Source organism: Psychrobacter sp. P11G5 (assembly GCF_001593305.1).
Taxonomy (GTDB): domain Bacteria; phylum Pseudomonadota; class Gammaproteobacteria; order Pseudomonadales; family Moraxellaceae; genus Psychrobacter.
Genome location: NZ_CP012533.1, coordinates 2,575,405 through 2,597,658 on the forward strand (window position 1 = coordinate 2,575,405; position 22,254 = coordinate 2,597,658).

Below are 22,254 nucleotides of genomic sequence, written 5' to 3' on the forward strand. Positions count from 1 at the left end.
TAACTCATCTATAAAAAATAAAAAACTTTTATTTATATTCGTTTAAATAAATATAAAAATATTTATATAAAATACTTATATTCTTTAAATCGAATATTAATTATCAGTTAAAATAAAAACTTAATTATGGTTTATAAAAATTAATTAACTTCACTTTGTATTACTTTTGTATTACCATTAATTATTAATTATTAATTATTCTTTAATTAAAAGTATTAGTTATTTCTTCTCTACTAATGTCAATTTATTGTCAGCAGATCTTACTGTTATCAAGCAGGGTTTTGACCACTACAGGATGTTACCTTATGAATCGCAATTATAAAGTTATTTGGAATCAGTCATTAAACTGTTTTATGGCAGTAGCAGAATATGCGAAAAGTCGCGGCAAATCATCAAGTGCCGTCGTAAGATCTAACGCTGCAAGTGCTTCCAATGATACGGTAACAGGAGGCGCGCAACTCTTGCGCCTCAGTGCATTGTGCGTGGGGCTAGCTAGTGCTGGATTTAGTATGCAAGCAGTAGCTGTTGTAGGAGCTAGTTCAATAGATACTAACGAGTGTCTTATTTCTGCTCTTGGCACAGATACCATGGCAGATAAGTCTACTGGTGATATCGCTATAGGCTGTGAGAGCGATGCTAGTGGTAGAAACAATATTGCAATAGGTGGTAGAGCAACGACTAAGGTAGATGCAGGAGACATACAAGGCGCTCAAAGTATAGCCATAGGCTATGATACTCAAGTAAAAGGTGATCAATCTATAGGATTTGGTGCCAATGTACGCTCCAATAGTAGCTCATCTATTGCAATCGGTGGTGATGATTTAGATTCAGCATCTAAGAGCAATATAGACGGTTCAACGAACAGTAATTTAAACAGTGGCGATGTCAACGAAGCTTTTAAAAAGTTCGCAGGTCGTGATTTAGTCTATACAGCTGCAGAAGGTGCAAGTAATCCAAATATTCCAGATGCAAATAGAAGACAATATATCGGCACAGAAACTGCTGGAGCTGCTTCAGTAGCTATTGGCGTACAAGCACAGTCAATCGGTGCGTTATCCACTGCATTTGGTACACAGGCTACCTCTATTGGTGTAGGTTCTACAGCTCTTGGTGTATCAGCCACTGCCACCAAGTCAGGTTCAGTCGCTCTTGGTGCTGGCGCAGAGACAGATAGCGATGCTACTTCCGAAAAGACAATTGTAATAGGTGGCAACACCTATAACTTCGCTGGTAGTGTGTTAGATGATGTAGGTGCGGTCAAGTTAGGTGCGCAAGTCTCCGTCGGTGCAGCAGGGCTTGAACGACAAATAAAGAACGTCGCTGGTGGTAAAATTAGCACAGACAGTACTGATGCTATTAATGGTAGTCAATTAGCGGCTACCAACTCAGCACTTGAAGCTACTAATAACAATATTGTAGGCTTAACCAATGGCTCCGTAGGCCTTGTTCGTCAAGACAACGGAACAAACCCTATAACAGTTGGTAATGCTACTGGCGGCACAAGCGTTAACTTTACTGGTACTGATGGCGTGCGTACTCTAAGCGGCCTTGCTAATGGCAACGTTGTCACAGGTTCAACCGAAGCTGTTACAGGTGATCAGTTAAACACTACTAATAGCAATGTCACTACTGCTCAAACAACAGCAAACACGGCAAACACTACGGCAAACAGTGCCCTAACCAAAGCCAATCTAGGCTTTGATATCACTGCTGATAATGGTACCCAAGACAACGTGCAGTTGGGCGAAGCGGTTAACTTCACCAATACTGACAACAACTTAGTTGCGACCATTTCAGACAACGCCATCAACTATGATCTAGCATACGATATTAGTGTCAATCAAGTCACTGTTGGTGATGCCACCAACAATACGGTATTGACCAGTACGGCTACTGGCTTAGATGTCGGTGGTGATAAGATTACTAATGTTGCAGATGGCACTATTGCAGCTGGTTCAACAGATGCAGTGACTGGTAATCAACTGAATGCTACCAATGCTGACGTTACTGCTAATACAGGTAATATCACTACTAACTCGAATAATATCACCGCCAACACGGCTGGTATCACTGACAATAGCAACCGCTCTGTTGGCAGTCTATCTGCATTGGGCGGCGGCGCTGCTTATGATGTGGCAAACAATACTTATACTGCCCCAACTTATACTTTAAATGGTGGAACTGATAGCTTTGATAACGTCGGTGATGCGCTAGGCAACCTTGATACTCGTACCACTGCCAATACCGGTGACATTGCAACGAATACTGGTAACATCACTACTAGTACTGGCAACATCGCTGACCTCGCCTCTGGTAAAACAGGTCTTGTGCGTCAAGACAACGGCACTGATCCTATTACCATTGGTGGCCAAACTGGTGGCACCAGTGTCAACTTTTCTGGTACTGATGGCGTGCGTACCTTAAGTGGTCTTAAAAATGGTAACGTTGCTGCGGGTTCAACCGAGGCGGTGACTGGTGATCAGTTAAATACTACTAATAGCAATGTCACTACTGCTCAAACAACAGCAAACACGGCAAACACTACGGCAAACAGTGCCCTAACCAAAGCCAATCTAGGCTTTGATATCACTGCTGATAATGGTACCCAAGACAACGTGCAGTTGGGTGAAGCGGTTAACTTCACCAATACTGACAACAACTTAGTTGCGACCGTTTCAGACAACGCCATCAACTATGATCTAGCAGACGATATTAGTGTCAATCAAGTCACTGTTGGTGATGCCACCAACAATACGGTATTGACCAGTACGGCTACTGGCTTAGACGTCGGTGGTGATAAGATTACTAATGTTGCAGATGGTAGCTTGAATACTACAAGCACTGATGCGGTTAATGGCAGTCAACTTAACGCGACAAATACTAATGTCACAACCAATACAGGTAATATTACAACCAATACTGGCAACATCGCTGACCTAGCTTCTGGTAAAACAGGTCTTGTCCGTCAAGACGCCGATACAGGCGCGATTACGGTTGGCGCTCAGACTGGCGGTACAAGCGTTAACTTTATTGGTACTGATGGCGTGCGTACCTTAAGTGGTCTTGAAAATGGTAACGTTGCCGCAGGTTCAACCGAGGCGGTGACTGGTGATCAGTTAAATACTACTAATACCAACATCACCGACAACAGCAATCGCTCTACTGGCAACTTAGCTGCCTTGGGCGGTGGTGCAGCTTATAATGCAGCAACTGACACTTATACCGCCCCAAGCTATATCTTAGACGACGGGACTGACACGGGCACTAACGCCCCAGCATTTAACAATGTCGGCGATGCCCTTGGTAACCTTGACACTCGTGCTGCTAGTAACACCACTGAGATCAACAAAGGTATCAACTTCGGTAATGGCACGACAGGCAACAACTTTGCGCTAGGCGATACGATTAATGTCACTGGTGATAGTAATATCACTTCTACCACCACCACAGGCGGTGTACAAGTTACTCTGAACGATAATATCAATGTCAACAGAGCCACTGCTGGTAACAGTACATTGAATAATGCTGGCGTTACCATTGTTGACGGTCCTAACAATACCGTTACTCTTAGCGGATCTGGACTCAATAACGGTAATAATAGAATTACAAACCTAGCTAATGGCGTTGCACCAGATGACGCAGCAACCTTCGGTCAGCTAACAGACACCAATAATATTGCAACAGGGAACTTAGCTGCACTTGGTGGCGGTGCAACTTATAACGCTGTAACTAACACTTATACCTCACCTACCTATACCCTAGACGATGGTAGCAATGCTGGTACCACAGCAAACTTTGATAACGTTGGTAGTGCCCTTGGCAACCTTGATACTCGTACTACTACTAACACTACGGGCATCGCTGATCTGGCTTCTGGTAAAACAGGGCTTGTCCGTCAAGACAACGGCACTGATCCTATTACCATTGGCGGTCAAACTGGTGGCACCAGTGTCAGCTTTGCCAATGTAGATGGCGATGCTCGTCAACTAACCGGAGTGGCAAGTGCAGGTGACATAAGCTTACCTGCCAATGCTAATACTGCAGTGAATGCTGGTGATGTAAACACTGCGGTAACTGGTCTCACCAATACAGGTTTACAGTTCTCAGGTGACAGCACTACCCCATTCACTCGTAAGCTTGGTGAAGAGCTAAAAGTACGTGGCGGAGCGACTGAAGCGGACCTCACAGAGAACAACATTGGGGTGGTTGCCAGTAACGGCGACACTTTAACCGTCAAACTCAATAAAGACATCGACCTAGGCGCGACTGGTAGTGTCACCACCGGCAACACCACAACCAACACTACTGGTGTGAGAGTTGATGACGGTACTGTTGATGGTAATGCCACCACTATTACTGCCATAGGCACTAACGTCACAGATGGTACTAATACAAGCAACTACGGTGCAAATGGCTTCACAGCGACCGACGGTATTACCAGTACGGTCTTTAACCAAAGTGGGATCAGATTTTTAGACAATAACAATGATGCTATCGGTCCTAGCATTACTGCTAGTGGTATCGATGCTGGTGGTACCGTCATTACTGGTGTGGCAGATGGTACTATTGCAACTAATAGCACAGATGCTATTAACGGCGGTCAATTGGCAGCAACAAATGCAACCTTAGAAGCTCAAAAAACCAAATACTTCAGCGTCAACTCAACTGGTGGTACTAACGAAAACAATGAGGGGGCGACAGGTGAAGATGCAATTGCTATCGGTAAAGACACTTCAGCTACTGGCTTCAAGGCGACTGCTGTAGGTTCTGAAAATCAGGCTTCAGCTGGTGGTAGCTCGGCCTTTGGTACCTTAAACAATGTATCAGGTGAGGTTAGCTCAGCCTTTGGTGTATTTAATAACGTAACAGGTCCAGCCAGTTCTGCTATAGGTGCATTTAATAACATATCAGGTGAAGCTAGCTCAGCTGTAGGTATTGAAAACACCATTGATGCTGACAACGCCTTTATCATAGGTAACAACGTCACTATCGCTGCCGGCTTAAATGGCGCAGTAGGTATCGGTAGCGATACCACGGTGACAGCCTCTACCCTCGCAAGTTTTGCCCCTACTGGTACAACCGTTGTAGGAACAGCAATAGGTAGTAATGTAGTCAGTATTGGTAGTGCAGGTAGTGAACGTCGATTGACTAACGTCGCCGCCGGCGGTGCAGATACCGACGCTGTCAACGTCAGTCAGCTAAAAGGCTTAAGTACTACAGTTGATGATAACTCAGCTTTATCTCAAGGCAACCTTACCGCTTTAGGTGGCAATGCAGCATACGATGCGGCAACTGGTATTTACACTGCACCTGTTTTCTCTGTCGTGAGCAATCCATCAAACGCAGCTACTAATGTCCGTACCGTTGGTGATGCAATCACTGCACTAAATTCAGCTGTACAAACACCGCTTAGCTTCACTGGCGACAATACAACAGTTACAGTGACTCGTAAACTCGGTCAGGCACTCGTCGTAAAAGGTGGAGCACCGTCTACAGCTGCTCTGACGGACAATAATATTGGTGTGGTCGCTAATGGTGCTGATAACTCATTAACTGTGAAATTGGCTGAGAATATTAATCTCGGTACGACTGGTAGTATCACCACCGGCAACACCACAACCAACAATGCTGGTGTGAGAATTGATGACGGTACCAATACCAGTAACTATGGTGCGACAGGCTTTACGGCTACTGACGCTGCAGGCCACAATGGCACAATCGTTAATCAGACAGGCATAAGCTTTACTGACAACGTAGGTGCTACTACTGGACCGAATATCACGGCAGCAGGTATTGATGCCAATAATACGGTTATCAGTAATGTTGCAACTGGGGTCGCTGACGGCGATGCTGTCAACAAAGGCCAGTTAGACGCGATAGCAGGCTCTGGTAACATAAAGACCGATGCTCTAGGCAACAGCACGGCAAGTAACTTAGGCGGCAATGCCGCTTATGACTCGGATACGGGCATGGTCAGCGCCCCTACCTATACCTTAAACAACGGCAATAATGATGCGACCACCACTGACTTTAACAATGTCGGTGATGCGCTAGGTAACCTTGATGGTCGAACCAGCACCAACACCAGCGATATCGACGACATCAACGCTGGTCGCACCGGTATTGTCCGTCAAGACGCCGGTACAAGCGCGATTACGGTTGGCGCTACAATTGGTGGTACAAGCGTCAGCTTTACTGGTACTGATGGCGTACGTACTTTAAGTGGTCTTGCCAATGGCAACATTGCCGCAGGTTCAACCGAAGCGGTGACTGGTGATCAGCTAAATAGTAGTTCGGCTGCTCTTGCAACTATCATTGGTGGCAATGCAACGAACGCTGACGGTATTGTTACCGCAACCAACATTGGCGGCACTGGTGTTAATACGATTGACGGTGCCATCTCTTCTGTTAAAGATGCAGCTACCAAAGCGAAAAGCACCGTCACTGAAGGTAAAAACATCACCGTTTCCGAAACGGTCAACACTGATGGTTCTACTGATTATGAAGTCAAAACCAAGGATGACTTAGCACTTACTAGCGTGACGACCGGCAATACCGTAACCAACACTGCTGGTGTAAGCATTGATGATGGTGCAGACAACATCACGACCATGACTAGTGCAGGTACTAATGTCTCTGACGGTACCAGCACCAGCAACTATGGCGCAGAAGGCTTTAGTGCCACAGACAATGCTGGTAACAATGGCATCATTGTCAACCAAGGCGGCATAAGCTTCATTAATGGCACAGGCGACACAACAGGGCCAATCATCACGGCACAAGGCATCGATGCAAATGATACTAAAATTACTAACCTAACCGATGGTTCAGTAGCTAGCGATGCAGCAACCTTTGGTCAATTAAGCGCTATTGCTGGCAACATAACTGCAAGTGGTGTTCAATATGATCGTAATGATGACGATACAGTAAACTACGATAGAGTTATCTTTAACGGTACACAGGCTGTTATTGGTAAAGACGATAACGATAATAATATCGTAGTAAGCGGTGGCACCACTCTTACTAACATTGCCAATGGTATCAATGCTGCTGATGCAGTTAATAAAGGTCAGCTTGATAGAGCTACCAAAGTCAAAATCTTCGATAAAAATGGTAAGGAATTTACCATTAATATCGCTGAGCAAGTCGCTAATACCTCTGTAGATAACAGTAATTTGGATTCGTTGTTCTTAACCTACGATGTCGAAGGTCAAGGAGTTACCGATCGTTTAAGGATCGGTCAAACCGTGCAAAAAATGAATACCGAAGGGGTGAAATTTGCCCATACCAATGCTGTTAGTCCTGAAGGTGATTTAGGTATTACCAATGACTCAAGTGCTGGTGGTGCTAATTCAACAGCCATTGGTGTCAATGCTATTGTAGAATCTGATGCTGAGAGCACTCTCGCATTAGGTCACAACACCAAAGCATCAGCTGATGCCAAAAATGCTGTCGTTATCGGACAAGGCTCTCAAGTCAATGGCGCCTCTTCTGTTGCTATTGGCGACGGTGCTCAAGCCAACGGCACTCAGTCTATTAGTGTAGGTACAGGCAACATCGTCAACGGTAATAACTCAGGGGCCTTTGGTGACCCAAGCATTATCGATGGTAATAACAGTTACTCAGTAGGTAATGACAATACTATTGATAGTGATGACACCTTTGTATTCGGCAACAATGTCACCCAAACTGTCGAGGGTTCAGTAGTATTAGGCACTGGCTCTGCAGCGATGACAGGTGCTGGAATTATTGGTTTTGGCGCAGTCGGTAATGCGGCGATTATGGCTACTACAAGCACTACAGGCGCAGTTGCTGTAGGCGATGCGGCTAATGGCACATATCGCCAAATCACAGGTGTCGCTGCTGGTACAGCCGACTCTGACGCCGTCAACGTCTCGCAATTAAAAGCAGTCAGTGACGCATTTGGTGATAGCAATGCATCCCTCAATAATGCAGCAGTCCAATATGATAAAAACCCAGATGATACTGTCAATAAAGGTAGCATCACGTTAGGTGGCGGCACTGGAGGCACTACTATAACCAACGTAAAAGATGGTGATATAAGTGCAAATAGTACCGATGCTATCAACGGTGGTCAGCTACATAACCTTGGCAACGGTGTCGCTGGCATCATTGGCGGCGATGCCACCTATGATGCTGATGGCAACCTTACTGCTAATAACATTGGTGGTACTGGCAAAGGTAATATCAGTGATGCTATTGCCTCTGTTAACCAAGGCAATGCTCAGGCCAATGAAGATATCCAAGCCAATAACGAGAAGATCACAGACAACACTGGTCGTCTTGACGCAGGTATCAGCTTTGGCGCGGATAATGGCGATGACATCAGTCAGAGCGTTGGCGGTAATAGTGGCAGCATTCAGTTTGAAGGCGGTAACAACATTACGACCAGCACTGCTAATGGCGGTATTCAAATTGGCCTAGATGGCAACATCGAAGTCGATAGTGTCACCACAGGCAATACGGTGGTTGATAACACAGGCGTCACCATCAAAGATGGTCCTAGCATGACCGCTGAAGGCTTTAATGCAGCCAACACTGTCATTACTGGAGTTGAAGCTGGTACCAATGAAAAAGATGCTGTCAATTTCGGTCAACTCACTGCTCTTGATAAAAAACTGGGTGATAGCGTCAATGCCCTAGGCTACAGAATTGGTGAAGTCGAAGACAATGCAAACGCTGGTATCTCAGCAGCGATGGCAATGTCTTCATTACCGCAAGCGTATATCCCAGGTAAGTCAATGGTCGGCGGCGGTATTGCGTCATACAATGGCGAAAGTGCAGTGGCTGTTGGTGTATCTAAAGTGTCTGATAACGGTCGTTGGGTAATTAAAGTGAATGGTACGGCAGATACGCAAGGGAATGCTGGCGGTGCAATTGGTGCAGGCTTCCATTTCTAGTATAACAACGTTACTTCATGACAGCGTTTATATGCCAATAGGTCTGATTATAAATAGATAAGCGCTGTCAAATTACTCATAAAATATATTAAGGAATGGATAATGAAAAAATCTGCATATCATTACGGCTTACTGGCAACGACTGCTTTACTATTCACAGTGACTGGCTGTACCCAAAAAAACATAACACCGACTTGGCATTTGACGCCTGGTGCCCAGCACGGATCTGTTGATGCCAATGACTTAGTGTTCCCTGATCCAAACAAAGCATGGCAAAAAGGAGGTAGGATCGTCAATCATGAAGATGTTGCTAATATTCAAGTAGGTACTACCAAAGATCAAATCTACCAGTTGATTGGCACACCTCACTTTAGTGAAGGATTTAACGCTCGCGAATGGGACTATATTCTCAAATTCTACGATGCTGATAAAAGAGTCGAGACTTGCCAATACAAAATAATCTTTGATGATAGTTATGAAGGCAGAATACGTGACGACGAATTCTTTGCTACTGAGTTTTATTGGCAACCAGCATCCTGTGCTAAGTATGCGCGCTAATCTATTGAACTCATAAGCCATATAATTAAACTGAAAAGCCATACAATTGAACTAAGAAGCAAAACATTGAAAGCAAGGCATCTAATGCCTTGCTTTTAATGCCGAAAATGCCTTACTCAAAATAAATGACTGCCTAATATACTAGCCAAAATCAATCCCATCATTCGGTTTTACTATTGGCATGTCAGCTTCATTCCATGCCTCAAAACCACCTGCAATAGATACTACTTGCTTATAGCCAAGCGCTTCTAATGACTGCGCTGCCAACGCTGCACGTCCGCCGGACTTACAATAAAGCACAATATTGGTATCAGCACCAGTAGTGGCTGTTAGGTCGTCAATTTTAAACTCTAATAACCCGCGAGGTATCAGTACTGCCTTTTCAATATGACCAGTAGCGTATTCCTCAGGTTCTCTTACATCGATAACGATATCGGCTTTATCACAAGCAGCAGCTGCTTGCGCCAGTGCAACTTCAGTGATTTGTGCTTTAGCAGCGCTTACTAAATCCTGTGGGGTTTTCATAGTTATACCTCAAAATATGGTAGACAAATCAGAACAGCTTGATAGGTATTGTTATGATAAAAACACCTAAGGCAGCCAACTTAGACTTTAAAAAGTATAGAGCGTGTTGAGCATTTAAAAATTACTATCAAAGACCATTCACTATTAAAAATAGTATATTATTTTGTATATTATATCTACAGATTTCAACTTATTTCAATATATTCAATTTATATAATAATACATTACTCTGTCGCTGCTTCCACTCTGATATCTAACGTCAGATTTCTTGTCATTCCCAGTAAGGCGTATTTATTAATCTTCCATTTAGTCCGATCAATCGTAGTGGTAAAACCTCCCCCACAAACTGAATTTTTACGTGAGGGGCTAACATAGCAATCGAAATTGGTAGCCGTTAGCGTGACCGGATGAGTCTCCCCATGTAGCGTTAGTTTGCCATCGACTCGGATAACCTCTGAGCGTGTTTTATCAGTCATAAAATACCACTTAGTAGACTCAAAGTAAGCCAAGGGAAATTGTGCCACATCAAAGAAATCACGACTCGTCAGCTTTTGATTGAATGATCGACTACCTGTACTTAAGGATTTTATTGGAATGATAAGCGAGATGTTGCCCGTGTGTGCATTTGGATCATATTGTAGCTGCCCCGTCACATTGTAAAAGCCACCCGTATGGGTGGAGTTTTTATTAAAATAGTCGATGGCGAAACGTACATTGGTGCGGGCTGGGTCAATATTATAGGTCGCAGCATGACTACTGACACAAGACATTATTAATAACAACGCCATTAGTGGCTTGCGATAGTGGGATAGCTTTCGATCGGGTAAAAGACAACTCATAGTGGCATTCCTTTGCGAAGTTGTTTCAACGATACAATTTCAAAGATAAAATAGTCATTAAACCATTCCTTATAACTGTAAAACTAAGCTAAAAATTTAGACGATAAAGAAGCTGCCATTGCCTAGATTCACTTACTCAACACTTATTTTTAAACTTTGGCACAGCAAAATCGTGCCTGTTTTTCAGTTAATCAATACCTTGATAATACTCCAATTATTCATGGTTAAATTTGCAAATACATGAGACACACGATAAAAAATTACGTTACAAAACGTATTGATTGCATTCCGCATTGTAGTATTTCACGATATATTCGGCTAGAATAATATATTACCTTTTCCGAATATACTAAAATATACAAGTAGAATGTTATGATAAATACTGGTGATAAACTACTGTGTACGGCTGGCAATACTTTTTATGCAGCAGGAAATACCTACGTTGTAGGTGACTTTGTGAATGAAAAGTACTTTCAAGTGCTCACAGGCTATAACGATGAGCATTGGTATGCGACATTGAATAATGAAAAAATATACGTGCACTTTGATTCTGCTGCTACCGTATATGACGATGCATGGTTCGATTGTATGAACAACAAAAGAAGCGCCTAATAAGCTCGTACACCCTTTATTATATTTGCAGATGTTGCCACGCAAATATCAAAATAGCAGCAGCGATCAACCAGCCTGCCACACCTAGTAATAATGCTTTGTACAAGCCAATATGGCTAAAGCTAAAAAATACAATCAGTGTATAAATGAGATGCGGTATCACACCTAGCATACTAAATATCAATGCAATTTTAAAATCTGCCGCACTACGCTGAGTGCCAACTAAAAAATGGCTAATTAAAGTAAAGGTCGGAAAAAGTGGCGCAAGTGCTGCCAAATAAAAGAACCTGCTTTGAGCGAACATTTGAATCAACAATACCACCAACGCGCCAACAAGCATTTTTAGCCAAATCATGATGAGGTTATCTCCTGTTAGGTACTGGTTGACTGTACATTGATTGGCTTACTATATAGCAGTTAAGAGTCTTAATGCTAAATCCAGTATTATTTATCATAGAAAAACCTCATAAACATATCTCATTTATGAGGTTTTTCTTATTAATGACTGATAATTTTTCATGCTTAAGTCTATTTGCAACCAACTATATTTTAGTGGCTTTTATAATTTAAAATTATAGTTTAATTATTATATAGTCCATACTAAATAAAGTAGATATGTTGTATTCTTACACAGAACTGGTACGAATTTTTCTTGCTTGCTGTGCCTACGCAGACAGAGGCTGCAAAAAATTCATTCCAGTTCCACCGTATTCTTTTTATATTGAACTAACTATAGCTTAGTAAAACTTATATTTTGGTAAAACTTATAGCTTGCTAAAAACAGCCTCTTCACTCAAGCGCGATTTCGGTAATTCTACATTATAGCCATCACCACTACGATAACCAAGACTGACAACGCCTACAGCGGTTAAGCCTTTACTATTCAAGTCAAGCTCGTCATCGAGCACCTCAAAATCAACGCCTTCCATCGGTGTCGCGTCAATCCCAAGCGTTGCTGCGCCAAGTAATAAAGCACCCATCGTAATATAAACCTGCTTAGCCAACCAAAACGGCTCATCTTTTTCTGAAAAACGGTGATTATTAACTGATTTCTTACGTTTTTCATCCATTTGTGTTTTGCGCTTCGGTTCAGTAAAACGACCATCAGCGTCTTCTTTTTCGAGTAACTCACTCAAATACTCATCATCTGCATAAGCACGACTACAAAAAACGATAACGTGTGAGGCATTCTTTATTTTTGATGAATTGGCTTCGTGATGCCCATCAGTCCCTTTAGCAACTCTAGCTTTACCGGCATCATCATCGGCAATTACATAGTGCCAAGGTTGAATATTGGTCGCTGAAGGACTCATGTGCAACACATCTTTTAGACGCTGAAAGTCATCAGCTGACAGCTTTTTGATAGGGTCATAGTCTCTAACGCTATAGCGCCAATTCATCGCATCAGTGATATCTTTCATACATTATTCCTGTTCGTACATTTTGAAAGTTTAAAGTAAATTCTCTCTCTATCTCATTGTAAATGACAGATAAATATACAGGTAAAATTTACGAGATAAGTGTCATTTCAGTTATGATAAATTCATCGACCATGCCATCTGTTACCTTTACATAGTTCTGAAAATGCTGGCTTTTTACATGCTGCTGCAAAAGCTCATTGTTTTCCCAAATCTCATAAACGATAAATCCATTAAGATTTGCATTGTCTTGATGTAAGTCATATTGAATACAACCTTGATCAGCTTGTGATGCTGCTGTTAGTTTAAGTAGTTCAGATTTGACTCGCTCAACGTGCTCAGGTTTGGCTTTGATAGTAGCAACGATGGTGAGTGGCTTGTTTGCTTGCGTGTTCATAAATTCTTCCTATGTTTTAATATTATAATTATTTTAAATAAATTCATTTAAGCAGGTTCAATATATTCGCTCAAAACGTTAAATTAGACTTGTAAAGCTAAGCGATAATTTAACGCCTTATACAGGCCAGCCTTCTAATACGATTTTGCCATGTGCTTGACGATTCTCTAACATCTGGTGCGCACTGCGTAAATGCTCGGCTGTGATAGTGCCAAGATTGTGAGCAACCGTGGTTTTAATCTCGCCAGCATCAATTAATGTTGCCACAGCATTTAATAAATGGTGCTGTTCAATCATGTCTGGCGTATTAAACATTGAGCGCGCAAACATAAACTCCCAATGTAGGCTTAAGCTTTTAGTCTTAAGCGGTAGGACGTCTAGTGCTGCTGGGTCATCAATCAGTCCAAGCTTACCTTGAGGTTTTAAGCATTTAATAATTTCTTCATAATGGTCTTCAGTGTTATTGAGACTCACGACATAGTCTACTTCAGCAATGCCTGTTTTTTGCAGCTCATCAGACAATGCATTACGGTGATTGATAACATAGTCAGCGCCCAAATCTTTGAGCCACTGTACACTCTCATCCCTTGAAGCAGTACCAATAATGGTAGCTGACGTTCGTGCTTTTAATAGTTGGGTTAATATTGATCCTACCCCGCCCGCTGCGCCAATCACTAATACTGAAACGTCATTAGTATTCTCATCATTACCGTTTTCATCCGTCGAACTATCAGAAACAGGCACTTGCAAGCGGTCAAATAACATCTCCCATGCCGTAATTGTAGTGAGCGGAAGCGCCGCAGCCTCAGCGAAAGATAAGGATGTCGGCATGTGGCCAACGATACGCTCATCGACCAGCTGATACTCAGCATTGCTGCCTGAACGGGTCAAATCTCCAGCGTAATAAACGTTATCTCCTACTGAGAACAGACTGACTTCTTCACCGATAGCCGTTACGATACCAGCAGCATCCCAACCAATAACAGCATACTCACCCTCTGGTGCAGGACGCGATGCACGGATTTTATAATCTACCGGATTGACGGATATGGCTTTAACTTCTACCAAAATATCATGGCCTGAAGCAGTCGGTTTATCAAGAGTAATGTCTTGTAGCGCTTGTTCATCATCGATAGGTAGGTTGTTTTGATAACCAATGGCTTTGACAGTTTGCATAAGGGTATGTCCCAGTTTTTGATGATAAGTTTAATGAGATACTTTGTAACGGTTTAATTTCTAACCATTAATTGATGCGGCTAGATATAAATCTTATGTAGAAAGCGACTGCAATACTGTCTGAGTCTGGCGTTCAAGCTCTGCAATGGCTTCTTTATTTAGAGCGTCTGCATGCGGTTGTCCGAACTCTCCTCTTGCGTCACCATGTACGCCATCTTTAATATCATTATCAAAATATTTACCGCTATCGTCAACGAACTCATCTGAGATGGCAAGTTCAGTTAGGATGTTCGCTCCTTTATCCGCTGATGACCAATGTTGACCATAAGCTTCATCGACCATTTTTGTATTCAATAGCGAGCCTGGATTCACAGCGATTACATTGATGTCATCTGCTGCGACTGTGTCAGCTAAATCCATAGTCCACATCGTTAATGCTAGCTTACTTTGAGCATAGGCATCTTTATCAGCGAGACGGTCCTGTCCTGCAAATGCCTTATAGGATATCGGAGCTTGAGCCGCTGAGCTTAGATTTACGATACGAGCTTTACTAGACTTTTTGAGTAGTGGTAATAAGGCGTTGGTTAACTCGTAAGGCGCTAAGTAATTGACCACGAAGCGTATGTCCAACTCATCTTTAGTCGTTGCCGATGCGGTTGTATAAATCCCTGCATTGTTTATGAGTACATCAAGCTTTGGCAGCTTTTCGCTCACTTCTGCTGCCATCTTGAGTACAGCGGTTAAATCGGAGAAATCAGCCACAAACCCGTCAATATTATCTACTGCTGCGCCTGTCGCTACTGCTTTGGCTTCTGCAATGACACTGGCAAGTTTGTCGGCATTTCTGCCATGCACATACACTTGATGTCCCGCTTCTGCCAGTTTTAAAGCTGCCAATTTGCCAATGCCATCAGTACTACCAGTGATTAAAATAGTCTTAGTCATGAGACGTCCTTATTGTTTGAGTTGTTATTTAAATTATTATTCAAGTTTTGGATTTGTGTACTATTTTATCCATCGTAATAGCACCCATTGTAATGAAAGTGTTGTGCTTCAAAAAGTAGCTATAGCCGGAAACACTTTCAATATCTTCCTAAAATGAGCTAACTTGCTAAGTGTAAAACCACCTTTTTAAGCTACTTCATTAAATTATTTTGTCAAATTAGCGTTGCTATCAATGAGATAACAATTAAGTAGCTATGTTTATAAGCTAATTGATTCGTCACTTAATTGATTTGTAACTTGATTGAGCAATCACTCAATCAAGGTTGAACGTTCGCTCAAAATCATTTATAGTGGCTTTAGCTGATTTACTTAGGCAAGCATCACCTATCAATTTGAGCAATCACTCAAATATAATATTACGTCTATTGTTGATTGAGCTACCTTACTTTAGTAATCATTAAATAATTAACAACCACAATAAGGGTTTTTACATGACTGAATTTACTTTACACGACAAACAGAGCGCACCAGTAGATAGCAAAGAGCTGCTTGATATTTCTATCAATGCTTTTGGCATGGTTCCAAATTTACACGCGGTAATGGCCGAAGCGCCGGGCTTACTCGAAGGTTATCAACGTCTACATCAATTGTTTTTAGACAGTAGTTTTGATGATGAAGAAGTTACTGTTGTATGGCAAACTATCAACGTTGAGCACGCTTGTCATTACTGCGTTCCTGCGCATACTGGTATTGCCAAAAGTATGAAAGTAGATGACGCGATTACCGAAGCATTACGTAATGAAACCCCACTACCGACTGATAAATTAGAAGTGCTACGTAACTTTACGCTTTCTGTTGTCCGTGATCGTGGTAACGTTAATGATGATGCCGTACAAGCATTTTTAGATGCAGGCTTCACCAAGCGCCAGATTTTAGAAGTCGTCCTTGCTGCCGCGCAAAAAGTGATGAGCAACTACACCAACCATCTGGCCAACACGCCAATCGATAAGCCTTTTCAAAAGTTTGAATGGCACAAAGCCGACTAATAAAGCAGATTAACCATTACGTTAACGATGCAACCAATTTAGGGTTGTAATAACCCTTTTGGTGTTTCTATACTGTTGTTTAAAAGTCTGCTGTTTGCGAGAGTATTGTTTAAGAAGCTGTTGTTCGGAAAATGTTCGAGCAGCTGTTTTCTCAGTTAACGTCATACGTATCAGTTAGAATTACAGATATCAGTTAGAATCATAAATAGTAGCTAACGAGAGGTCATATGGAAAATTCAAAGCAGTTATCATCAGAGCAACCACTGCGCATAGATATTGTATCGGACGTGGTCTGCCCTTGGTGTGTCATCGGCTACCGCCAGCTGGCAGAAGCGCTTGAGCAAACCAATACCGAGCATAAAATTCACTGGCATCCGTTTGAGTTAAATCCTGATATGCCAATCGAAGGTCAGAACTTGCGCGAGCATATCACTGAGAAGTACGGCTCAAGCAGAGAAGAATCTGATGCTAGCCGAGTTAGAATGACTGAGGCTGGTAGCGAGGTTGGCTTTGAGTTTAATTTCACTGAGGAGACTCGCACCTATAATACCTTTGATTTGCATCAGCTGCTGCACTGGGCAGATCAGCAAGGCCGTATGCACGACCTAAAGCAAGCCTTGTTCGCCGCTCACTTTACCAATGGTCGTAATATCTCTGATAAAGGAGTGCTGGCAGATATTGCAGCAGAGATTGGGCTAGATCGTAGCGAAGCGGTAGCAGTATTAAAGGATCAACGCTTTGCAGAAGAAGTACGTCAAGCTCAACAACAGTGGCGTCAGCAAGGTATTCAAAGCGTACCCTCTGTTATCTTTAATCAAAAACACTTGGTTAGCGGTGCACAAGGGGTTGAGAACTTCAAAAGTATCTTACAGCAATTGGCAGATCTGCCAGAATAAACGACACTTTTGATGAATATTAAAAATTGGCCATTGAAAATTGGCCATTAAAATTTAGATATAAAAAAGGCTACTTGAAACTTCAAGTAGCCTTTTTTATGGTTTCATCAATTTATAAGGGTGATTTACACTGTTAATTAGTTCTCAGTTTGACCTCTGATTAACTTAGCAAGCACACTTAACTAGACCTATTATTCAGAGCCAGTTAGCGAACTAGCCAGCAAACGTGTTATTACGCAATGCTTCTATCGATTGCGCCATATCTTCGGCAAGCTCATGTACGGCAGCACTATCTACATCACGCTGTGCAAAAGCGCGCAGCCCCATTATTTCAGCTTGTAAACGCCGAGCCAGCCTAACAGGGTCAAGCTCACTATCAAGCTCCCCTATGCGCTGAGCTTCCGTAAAGCAGTCAATAAATCGCGCTTCCATACCAGCCAGCATGGCCTCAACCTTTTGTAAGGCTGATTGCTCACGGGCGCCAAGCTCCAACAAGCTTTTGACCAGCATACAAGCACGACTTGGCAGCCCCTTATCGAGAATTCCGCCAAGCTGTCGCAAGTAGGCAGCTAGCCCCATCAATGGCGAACTATGGGTCTTCAAAGTATATTCTAGCTCAGCCAATGTCAGACGAGCATAGTATTCTAGTACTTCTTGGAACAATCCATCCTTGCTACCAAAAGCTGCATAAATACTCCCCGGCCGCATATCGAGTGCTTTTTCTAAATCTTTTAAGGATGTCGCATGAAAACCCTTTTGCCAGAACAGTTGTAAAGCTCGTTCTAAAGATTCTTGTCGGTTATAAAGTGCAGTGCGTGACATAATATATTCCGTTTTCTCACAGCCTTAGCGTCATATAATGAAATGAGCATGACTGTACAACTTGAGTGACTGCTCAATTTTATCTTGACTAGCTATTACAGTCCAGTTAAAGTTTATTAACAGGGCTCAGACTATTGATTGTCAAGAATCACTAGCCACAATAATACTGAATGAATAAGCAAAAGAGAAAGAAGGATTGCCATTGCCGTATCAGCACATCATCAGCACTTTCGATTTGCATCTTGTGTGATTCAATTTTGACCGACTAGGTTGTCCACATAAGTTGTACGTATAATAGAGGTATTAACTGCTTTTAAAATCCGAGTTGAAAGTGTCTTGAATAGCTTTTCTGCATAGCTTTTCTGCATAGCTATAATACAGTAGGTAAAGGACGAAAGAACGTAGGCTTCACAGTAGTCCAAACACTTTGGGGTAGCTTGAATGCGTATAAATATATCTACTTTCTGTGACAATCAGCTTCAGAGATTTCCAAATAAGGAAATTTCGTCTCGATTATGCTCCGCATTCTTCCTATTAGCCATTACTCTTATATCCAGCTTGTTGACGGGTTGTACGAAACGAATCTGGAACAAGCCAATAACGGATAAGACCACCACAAGTCGCTACGATTTTCGCAATAACTTACCTAAAAACTCAGATGACATCTTTGTTGTGCTCGCATTTTCTGGTGGCGGTACACGAGCGGCAGCGCTTAGCTACGGCGTGCTAGAAAAGCTCCGCGACACACCAGTGACTATAAACGGCGTGGAGCGTCGACTGTTAGATGAGGTGGATGTTATTTCTTCGGTATCGGGCGGTAGCTACACAGCAGCCTACTACGGCTTATTTGGCGATGATATATTTAAGCAGTTTGCGCCAGATTTTTTGTATGAGGACTGGCAGTCTCGACTGATAAAGCTCGCGATACGTCCGCAAAGCCTTATAGCGATGAGCAGCTCTGAATACAATCGTGGCGATCTGGTAGCGAATAACTTAAATCATAGTCTGTTTCAGCAAAAAACTTTTGCCGATATGGGGCGTGGAAAGTTACCTTACGTTATCCTGAATGCCAGTGACTTAAATAATTCAACGACATTTTCCTTTACCCAGCAGCATTTTGATTTTTTGTGTTCGGATTTGTCGAGTTATCCGGTGGCAAATGCTGTGATGGCATCTTCCTCAGTACCTGGCATCTTTGCACCTATAGCGCTGCGCAATTTTTCCGACTGCCCTCAGCGTTACCAGTCGTGGGTCGAGGATGCCTTAAATCAAGACAGTCATCTGCCGCGCAATTATGCGGTAGCCCGGGCGTTAAAACGTTATTCTTATCCAGATCGCATGCCCGTCCTACGCTTAGTAGATGGCGGGGTAACTGATAACTTGGGTGTGCGTGGATCTATGATGAGTCCAGTGACTCAATATGGCGATGTGCCCAATATGGCTGGCGCGTTTAGCCCTGAAAAATTCCGTCAAGTTAAACAAGTGCTGGTCGTAGTCGCCAATGCTCAAACCTACTCTGAGCATAAATGGTCATTGGAAGGTAAAGACCCAGGGTTCTTCGAGACAGTTTCAGCTTCTAGCGAAGTGGCATTAGGTATTTTAAATAACGAGACCGTCTCATTAGCTAAAAAAGAATTTTTGCAATGGGGTGAGCACGTGAATGCACAGCGCAGCTCTGACTCGCCTCAAGTTGAGGTACATTTTTCCATATTAACTTTCGATCAAGTTGAAAATAAAAAAGAGCGCGCAAAGTTCGATGCCATGCCAACCACTTTTCATCTGCAACCTAAACAAGTTGATGAGTTGCGGGAGTTAGGCAGCAGCTTACTTGATCAATCTGAGGAATTCCAAAATTTTCGTAAAGCGCTACAGTGACGAATAGCAAAGTTGTGGTCTGGACTAAACGGGCTACTTGAAGCCAAACAAGACACTCACTATTACACTCTAACTCTAATGTATTGACACTCCAGTGCCGACCCTCTAAAGATTTCGATTCAGTAAACTCTAACAAGGATGAAGCGTTATCTACCCTGTAAACAATCCAATGTCTCTGTTTTTTGAAATCATATCATTTACATATGATAACAAAGCATAACAATATAATTTGAGTGATTACTCAAATTCATCTTGAATGACTGCTCAAGCTAGTTTAAAGTGAAATTAATCAGTTTTATAATTATAACTGTAGTTATCAGCCTACTTCCCTCACAGACGCAATTTACCATTATTAAAAAAGGATCTTTTATGTCCTCTAACCAATCACCCTCGATTATCGTATTTGATGTCAATGAGACTCTACTAGATATCGATACCCTTACGCCTTTATTCGCTCGCCTGTTCGGTAACAAGCACATGTTAAGGGAGTGGTTTGCCCAATTGGTGCTTTATTCGCAAACCATGACTTTATCAGGACTTTATACGCCTTTTGGTGAGCTTGGCGTCGGTGCGTTACAGATGACAGCTGATATCCATGAAATCACACTGACAGATGACGATATCGATGAGTTAAAAGAGCGCATGAGCAAAATGCCTGCTCATCCTGATGCAATACCAGCATTAACCAAACTACGTGATGCAGGGTTTCGACTAGTGACGTTGACCAATTCACCCAGTAGTGCTTCTCCTACGCCACTTGAAAAAGCAGGATTGAGTGAGTTCTTTGAGCAGTCTTTTAGCGTTGAGAAGGTTGCAAAGTTCAAGCCTGCGCCTGAGACTTATCAAATGGCAGCTAAAGAGCTGGCTGTTGAAATGTCAGATTTATGCCTAGTGGCTTGTCATCTTTGGGATACGATTGGCGCTCAAGCGGCTGGCTGCCAAGGGGCGTTTCTCAAACGTCCTTATAACGCCATGTTGCCTGCCTCCAATGTGCCAACACCGAACTTTATGGCCTCAGATCTTGTCACGCTTGCTGAGCAGATTGTTAATGGACAACATGAGTAACCTTAAAACCTGAACAAGTAAAACCTGAACAAGGAATGTTTACCATGAATAAATATATGTCAGGAATTATTGCAGGCTTCATTGCCACCGTCGTTATGACTATTTTACTAATGCTAAAAAGCATGATGGGTCTGATGCCTGATTTAGACATCATAGCTATGCTCGCATCAATGATGGGTGACAGTCTAGTATTGGCATGGCTCGCTCACTTTATGATTGGTTCTATCGGCTATGGTCTAGCAATGGCAGTAGTGGCTGGTGCGGATAGGAGTAAGAATTTTACGCTGATTGGTGCGGTTATAGGTGCTGCTGGTTGGCTTATGATGATGATTGCTCTTATGCCGATGATGGGTAATCGCCTATTTGGTCTAGCTATGCCAAGCGGTATCATGATTCCTATCGCAACCTTAGTGCTCCATTTAATCTTTGGTGTGGTATTAGGTAAGGCTTATGCCAAGCTCGTTTTTAAACATTGAAGCTTATTAAAAATAGCCAACTTATTGTAGAAGGTTTAATTTACCTACCAAGCCTTCTATGTCTCAACACGAATTATTCACATTCATGCAAACCATTAAATAAAGGATAAATCATGCAGTCAAATTACGCACAAAAACTTCAAGCTGGTGTCAAATTTCCCAGTATAGATGTACAAATGCTAAATGATGATGTGAAGTCGCTTGGCACGCCTGAGAACGGTCACGATTGGAAATTAGTCGTTGTTTACCGAGGTCAACATTGTCCAATTTGTACGAAATACCTTAACCAGTTAGAAACCGTAAAAGCATCATTTGCTGAGGCAGGTGTCGATATCATTGCGATATCAGGTGACAGTAAAGAGCAATTAGAGAGTCATTTAGAAAAATTAGATATCAATTTTCCTATTGCTTATGGTTTAACTATTGAGCAAATGAATACGCTAGGGCTCTACATTTCTGACCCACGTTCAGAGAAAGAGACTGATCATCCCTTTGCAGAGCCTGGTTTGTTTGTCATTAATGCTGATGGAGAGATTCAAATCGTCGATATCTCCAACGCGCCTTTTGCTAGACCTGAACTTGAAACCCTTGCGAATGGTTTATCCTTTGTTCGAAAAAACGATTACCCTATTCGTGGTACGCATCGTTAGATATAATTTTATCTAATCTAAAACTCTCATCGA

The 22,254-nt window shown here is 42.4% G+C and carries 17 protein-coding genes; 9 read left to right on the forward strand and 8 right to left on the reverse strand.

Annotation, left to right across the window (positions count from 1 at the left end):
• Positions 1 to 305: 305 nt before the first annotated feature.
• Together AK825_RS10380 and AK825_RS10385 are read left to right on the forward strand one after the other, a co-directional pair.
• Positions 306 to 8,921 carry a YadA-like family protein gene (locus tag AK825_RS10380; protein ID WP_068037047.1) on the forward strand — a complete coding sequence of 2,872 codons (8,616 nt, stop codon included), beginning with the start codon at positions 306 to 308 and terminating at the stop codon, positions 8,919 to 8,921.
• A gap of 102 nt (positions 8,922 to 9,023) precedes the next feature.
• On the forward strand, positions 9,024 to 9,479 hold the full coding sequence (locus AK825_RS10385; RefSeq protein ID WP_068037050.1) for an outer membrane protein assembly factor BamE: 456 nt from the start codon (positions 9,024 to 9,026) through the stop codon (positions 9,477 to 9,479).
• Positions 9,480 to 9,620: 141 nt separating this feature from the next.
• Here AK825_RS10385 and AK825_RS10390 read toward each other — a convergent pair whose 3' ends face one another.
• Together AK825_RS10390 and AK825_RS10395 are read right to left on the reverse strand one after the other, a co-directional pair.
• The gene (locus AK825_RS10390; protein ID WP_068037053.1) at positions 9,621 to 10,004 is read right to left on the reverse strand and encodes a rhodanese-like domain-containing protein; all 384 of its coding nucleotides are present in this window, start codon (positions 10,002 to 10,004) and stop codon (positions 9,621 to 9,623) included.
• 224 nt (positions 10,005 to 10,228) lie between these two features.
• Complete coding sequence (locus tag AK825_RS10395; RefSeq protein WP_082787232.1) at positions 10,229 to 10,843, reverse strand: YceI family protein; 615 nt, start codon at positions 10,841 to 10,843, stop codon at positions 10,229 to 10,231.
• A gap of 372 nt (positions 10,844 to 11,215) precedes the next feature.
• Here AK825_RS10395 and AK825_RS10400 point away from each other — a divergent pair, with 372 nt between their 5' ends.
• Positions 11,216 to 11,455, forward strand: a complete 240-nt coding sequence (locus tag AK825_RS10400; RefSeq protein WP_068037056.1) for a hypothetical protein — start codon at positions 11,216 to 11,218, stop codon at positions 11,453 to 11,455.
• A gap of 19 nt (positions 11,456 to 11,474) precedes the next feature.
• Here AK825_RS10400 and AK825_RS10405 read toward each other — a convergent pair whose 3' ends face one another.
• The 5 genes from AK825_RS10405 to AK825_RS10425 form a co-directional block, all read right to left on the reverse strand.
• The gene (locus AK825_RS10405) at positions 11,475 to 11,810 is read right to left on the reverse strand and encodes a GlpM family protein (protein ID WP_068037058.1); all 336 of its coding nucleotides are present in this window, start codon (positions 11,808 to 11,810) and stop codon (positions 11,475 to 11,477) included.
• Positions 11,811 to 12,219: 409 nt separating this feature from the next.
• On the reverse strand, positions 12,220 to 12,876 hold the full coding sequence (nfsB, locus tag AK825_RS10410; protein WP_068037061.1) for an oxygen-insensitive NAD(P)H nitroreductase: 657 nt from the start codon (positions 12,874 to 12,876) through the stop codon (positions 12,220 to 12,222).
• 88 nt (positions 12,877 to 12,964) lie between these two features.
• Positions 12,965 to 13,270 carry a putative quinol monooxygenase gene (locus AK825_RS10415; RefSeq protein WP_068037065.1) on the reverse strand — a complete coding sequence of 102 codons (306 nt, stop codon included), beginning with the start codon at positions 13,268 to 13,270 and terminating at the stop codon, positions 12,965 to 12,967.
• A 117-nt stretch (positions 13,271 to 13,387) separates the two neighbouring features.
• A complete protein-coding gene (locus AK825_RS10420; RefSeq protein WP_068037067.1) occupies positions 13,388 to 14,446 on the reverse strand; it encodes a zinc-binding alcohol dehydrogenase family protein in 1,059 nt (352 codons plus the stop codon).
• A gap of 93 nt (positions 14,447 to 14,539) precedes the next feature.
• Positions 14,540 to 15,391 (reverse strand): SDR family NAD(P)-dependent oxidoreductase, encoded by an 852-nt coding sequence (locus tag AK825_RS10425; RefSeq protein ID WP_068037069.1) that lies wholly within the window; start codon positions 15,389 to 15,391, stop codon positions 14,540 to 14,542.
• A 491-nt stretch (positions 15,392 to 15,882) separates the two neighbouring features.
• On the opposite strand from AK825_RS10425, the gene AK825_RS10430 reads away from it, so the two are divergent.
• Together AK825_RS10430 and AK825_RS10435 are read left to right on the forward strand one after the other, a co-directional pair.
• Positions 15,883 to 16,437, forward strand: a complete 555-nt coding sequence (locus tag AK825_RS10430) for a carboxymuconolactone decarboxylase family protein (RefSeq protein WP_068037072.1) — start codon at positions 15,883 to 15,885, stop codon at positions 16,435 to 16,437.
• Between the two features lie 227 nt (positions 16,438 to 16,664).
• A complete protein-coding gene (locus tag AK825_RS10435; protein WP_068037075.1) occupies positions 16,665 to 17,333 on the forward strand; it encodes a DsbA family oxidoreductase in 669 nt (222 codons plus the stop codon).
• A 213-nt stretch (positions 17,334 to 17,546) separates the two neighbouring features.
• On the opposite strand, the gene AK825_RS10440 is transcribed toward AK825_RS10435, so the two are convergent.
• Positions 17,547 to 18,155 (reverse strand): TetR/AcrR family transcriptional regulator, encoded by a 609-nt coding sequence (locus AK825_RS10440; RefSeq protein WP_068037078.1) that lies wholly within the window; start codon positions 18,153 to 18,155, stop codon positions 17,547 to 17,549.
• A gap of 672 nt (positions 18,156 to 18,827) precedes the next feature.
• Here AK825_RS10440 and AK825_RS10445 point away from each other — a divergent pair.
• From AK825_RS10445 to AK825_RS10460, 4 genes are all read left to right on the forward strand, one after another.
• Positions 18,828 to 20,030: a patatin-like phospholipase family protein gene (locus AK825_RS10445; RefSeq protein WP_203226475.1), complete on the forward strand. Its 1,203-nt coding sequence runs from the start codon at positions 18,828 to 18,830 to the stop codon at positions 20,028 to 20,030.
• A 369-nt stretch (positions 20,031 to 20,399) separates the two neighbouring features.
• Positions 20,400 to 21,095 carry a haloacid dehalogenase type II gene (locus tag AK825_RS10450; RefSeq protein ID WP_068037081.1) on the forward strand — a complete coding sequence of 232 codons (696 nt, stop codon included), beginning with the start codon at positions 20,400 to 20,402 and terminating at the stop codon, positions 21,093 to 21,095.
• 44 nt (positions 21,096 to 21,139) lie between these two features.
• Positions 21,140 to 21,571: a DUF6789 family protein gene (locus AK825_RS10455; protein WP_149031859.1), complete on the forward strand. Its 432-nt coding sequence runs from the start codon at positions 21,140 to 21,142 to the stop codon at positions 21,569 to 21,571.
• A 113-nt stretch (positions 21,572 to 21,684) separates the two neighbouring features.
• Complete coding sequence (locus AK825_RS10460) at positions 21,685 to 22,221, forward strand: peroxiredoxin-like family protein (protein WP_068037087.1); 537 nt, start codon at positions 21,685 to 21,687, stop codon at positions 22,219 to 22,221.
• Positions 22,222 to 22,254: the final 33 nt, after the last annotated feature.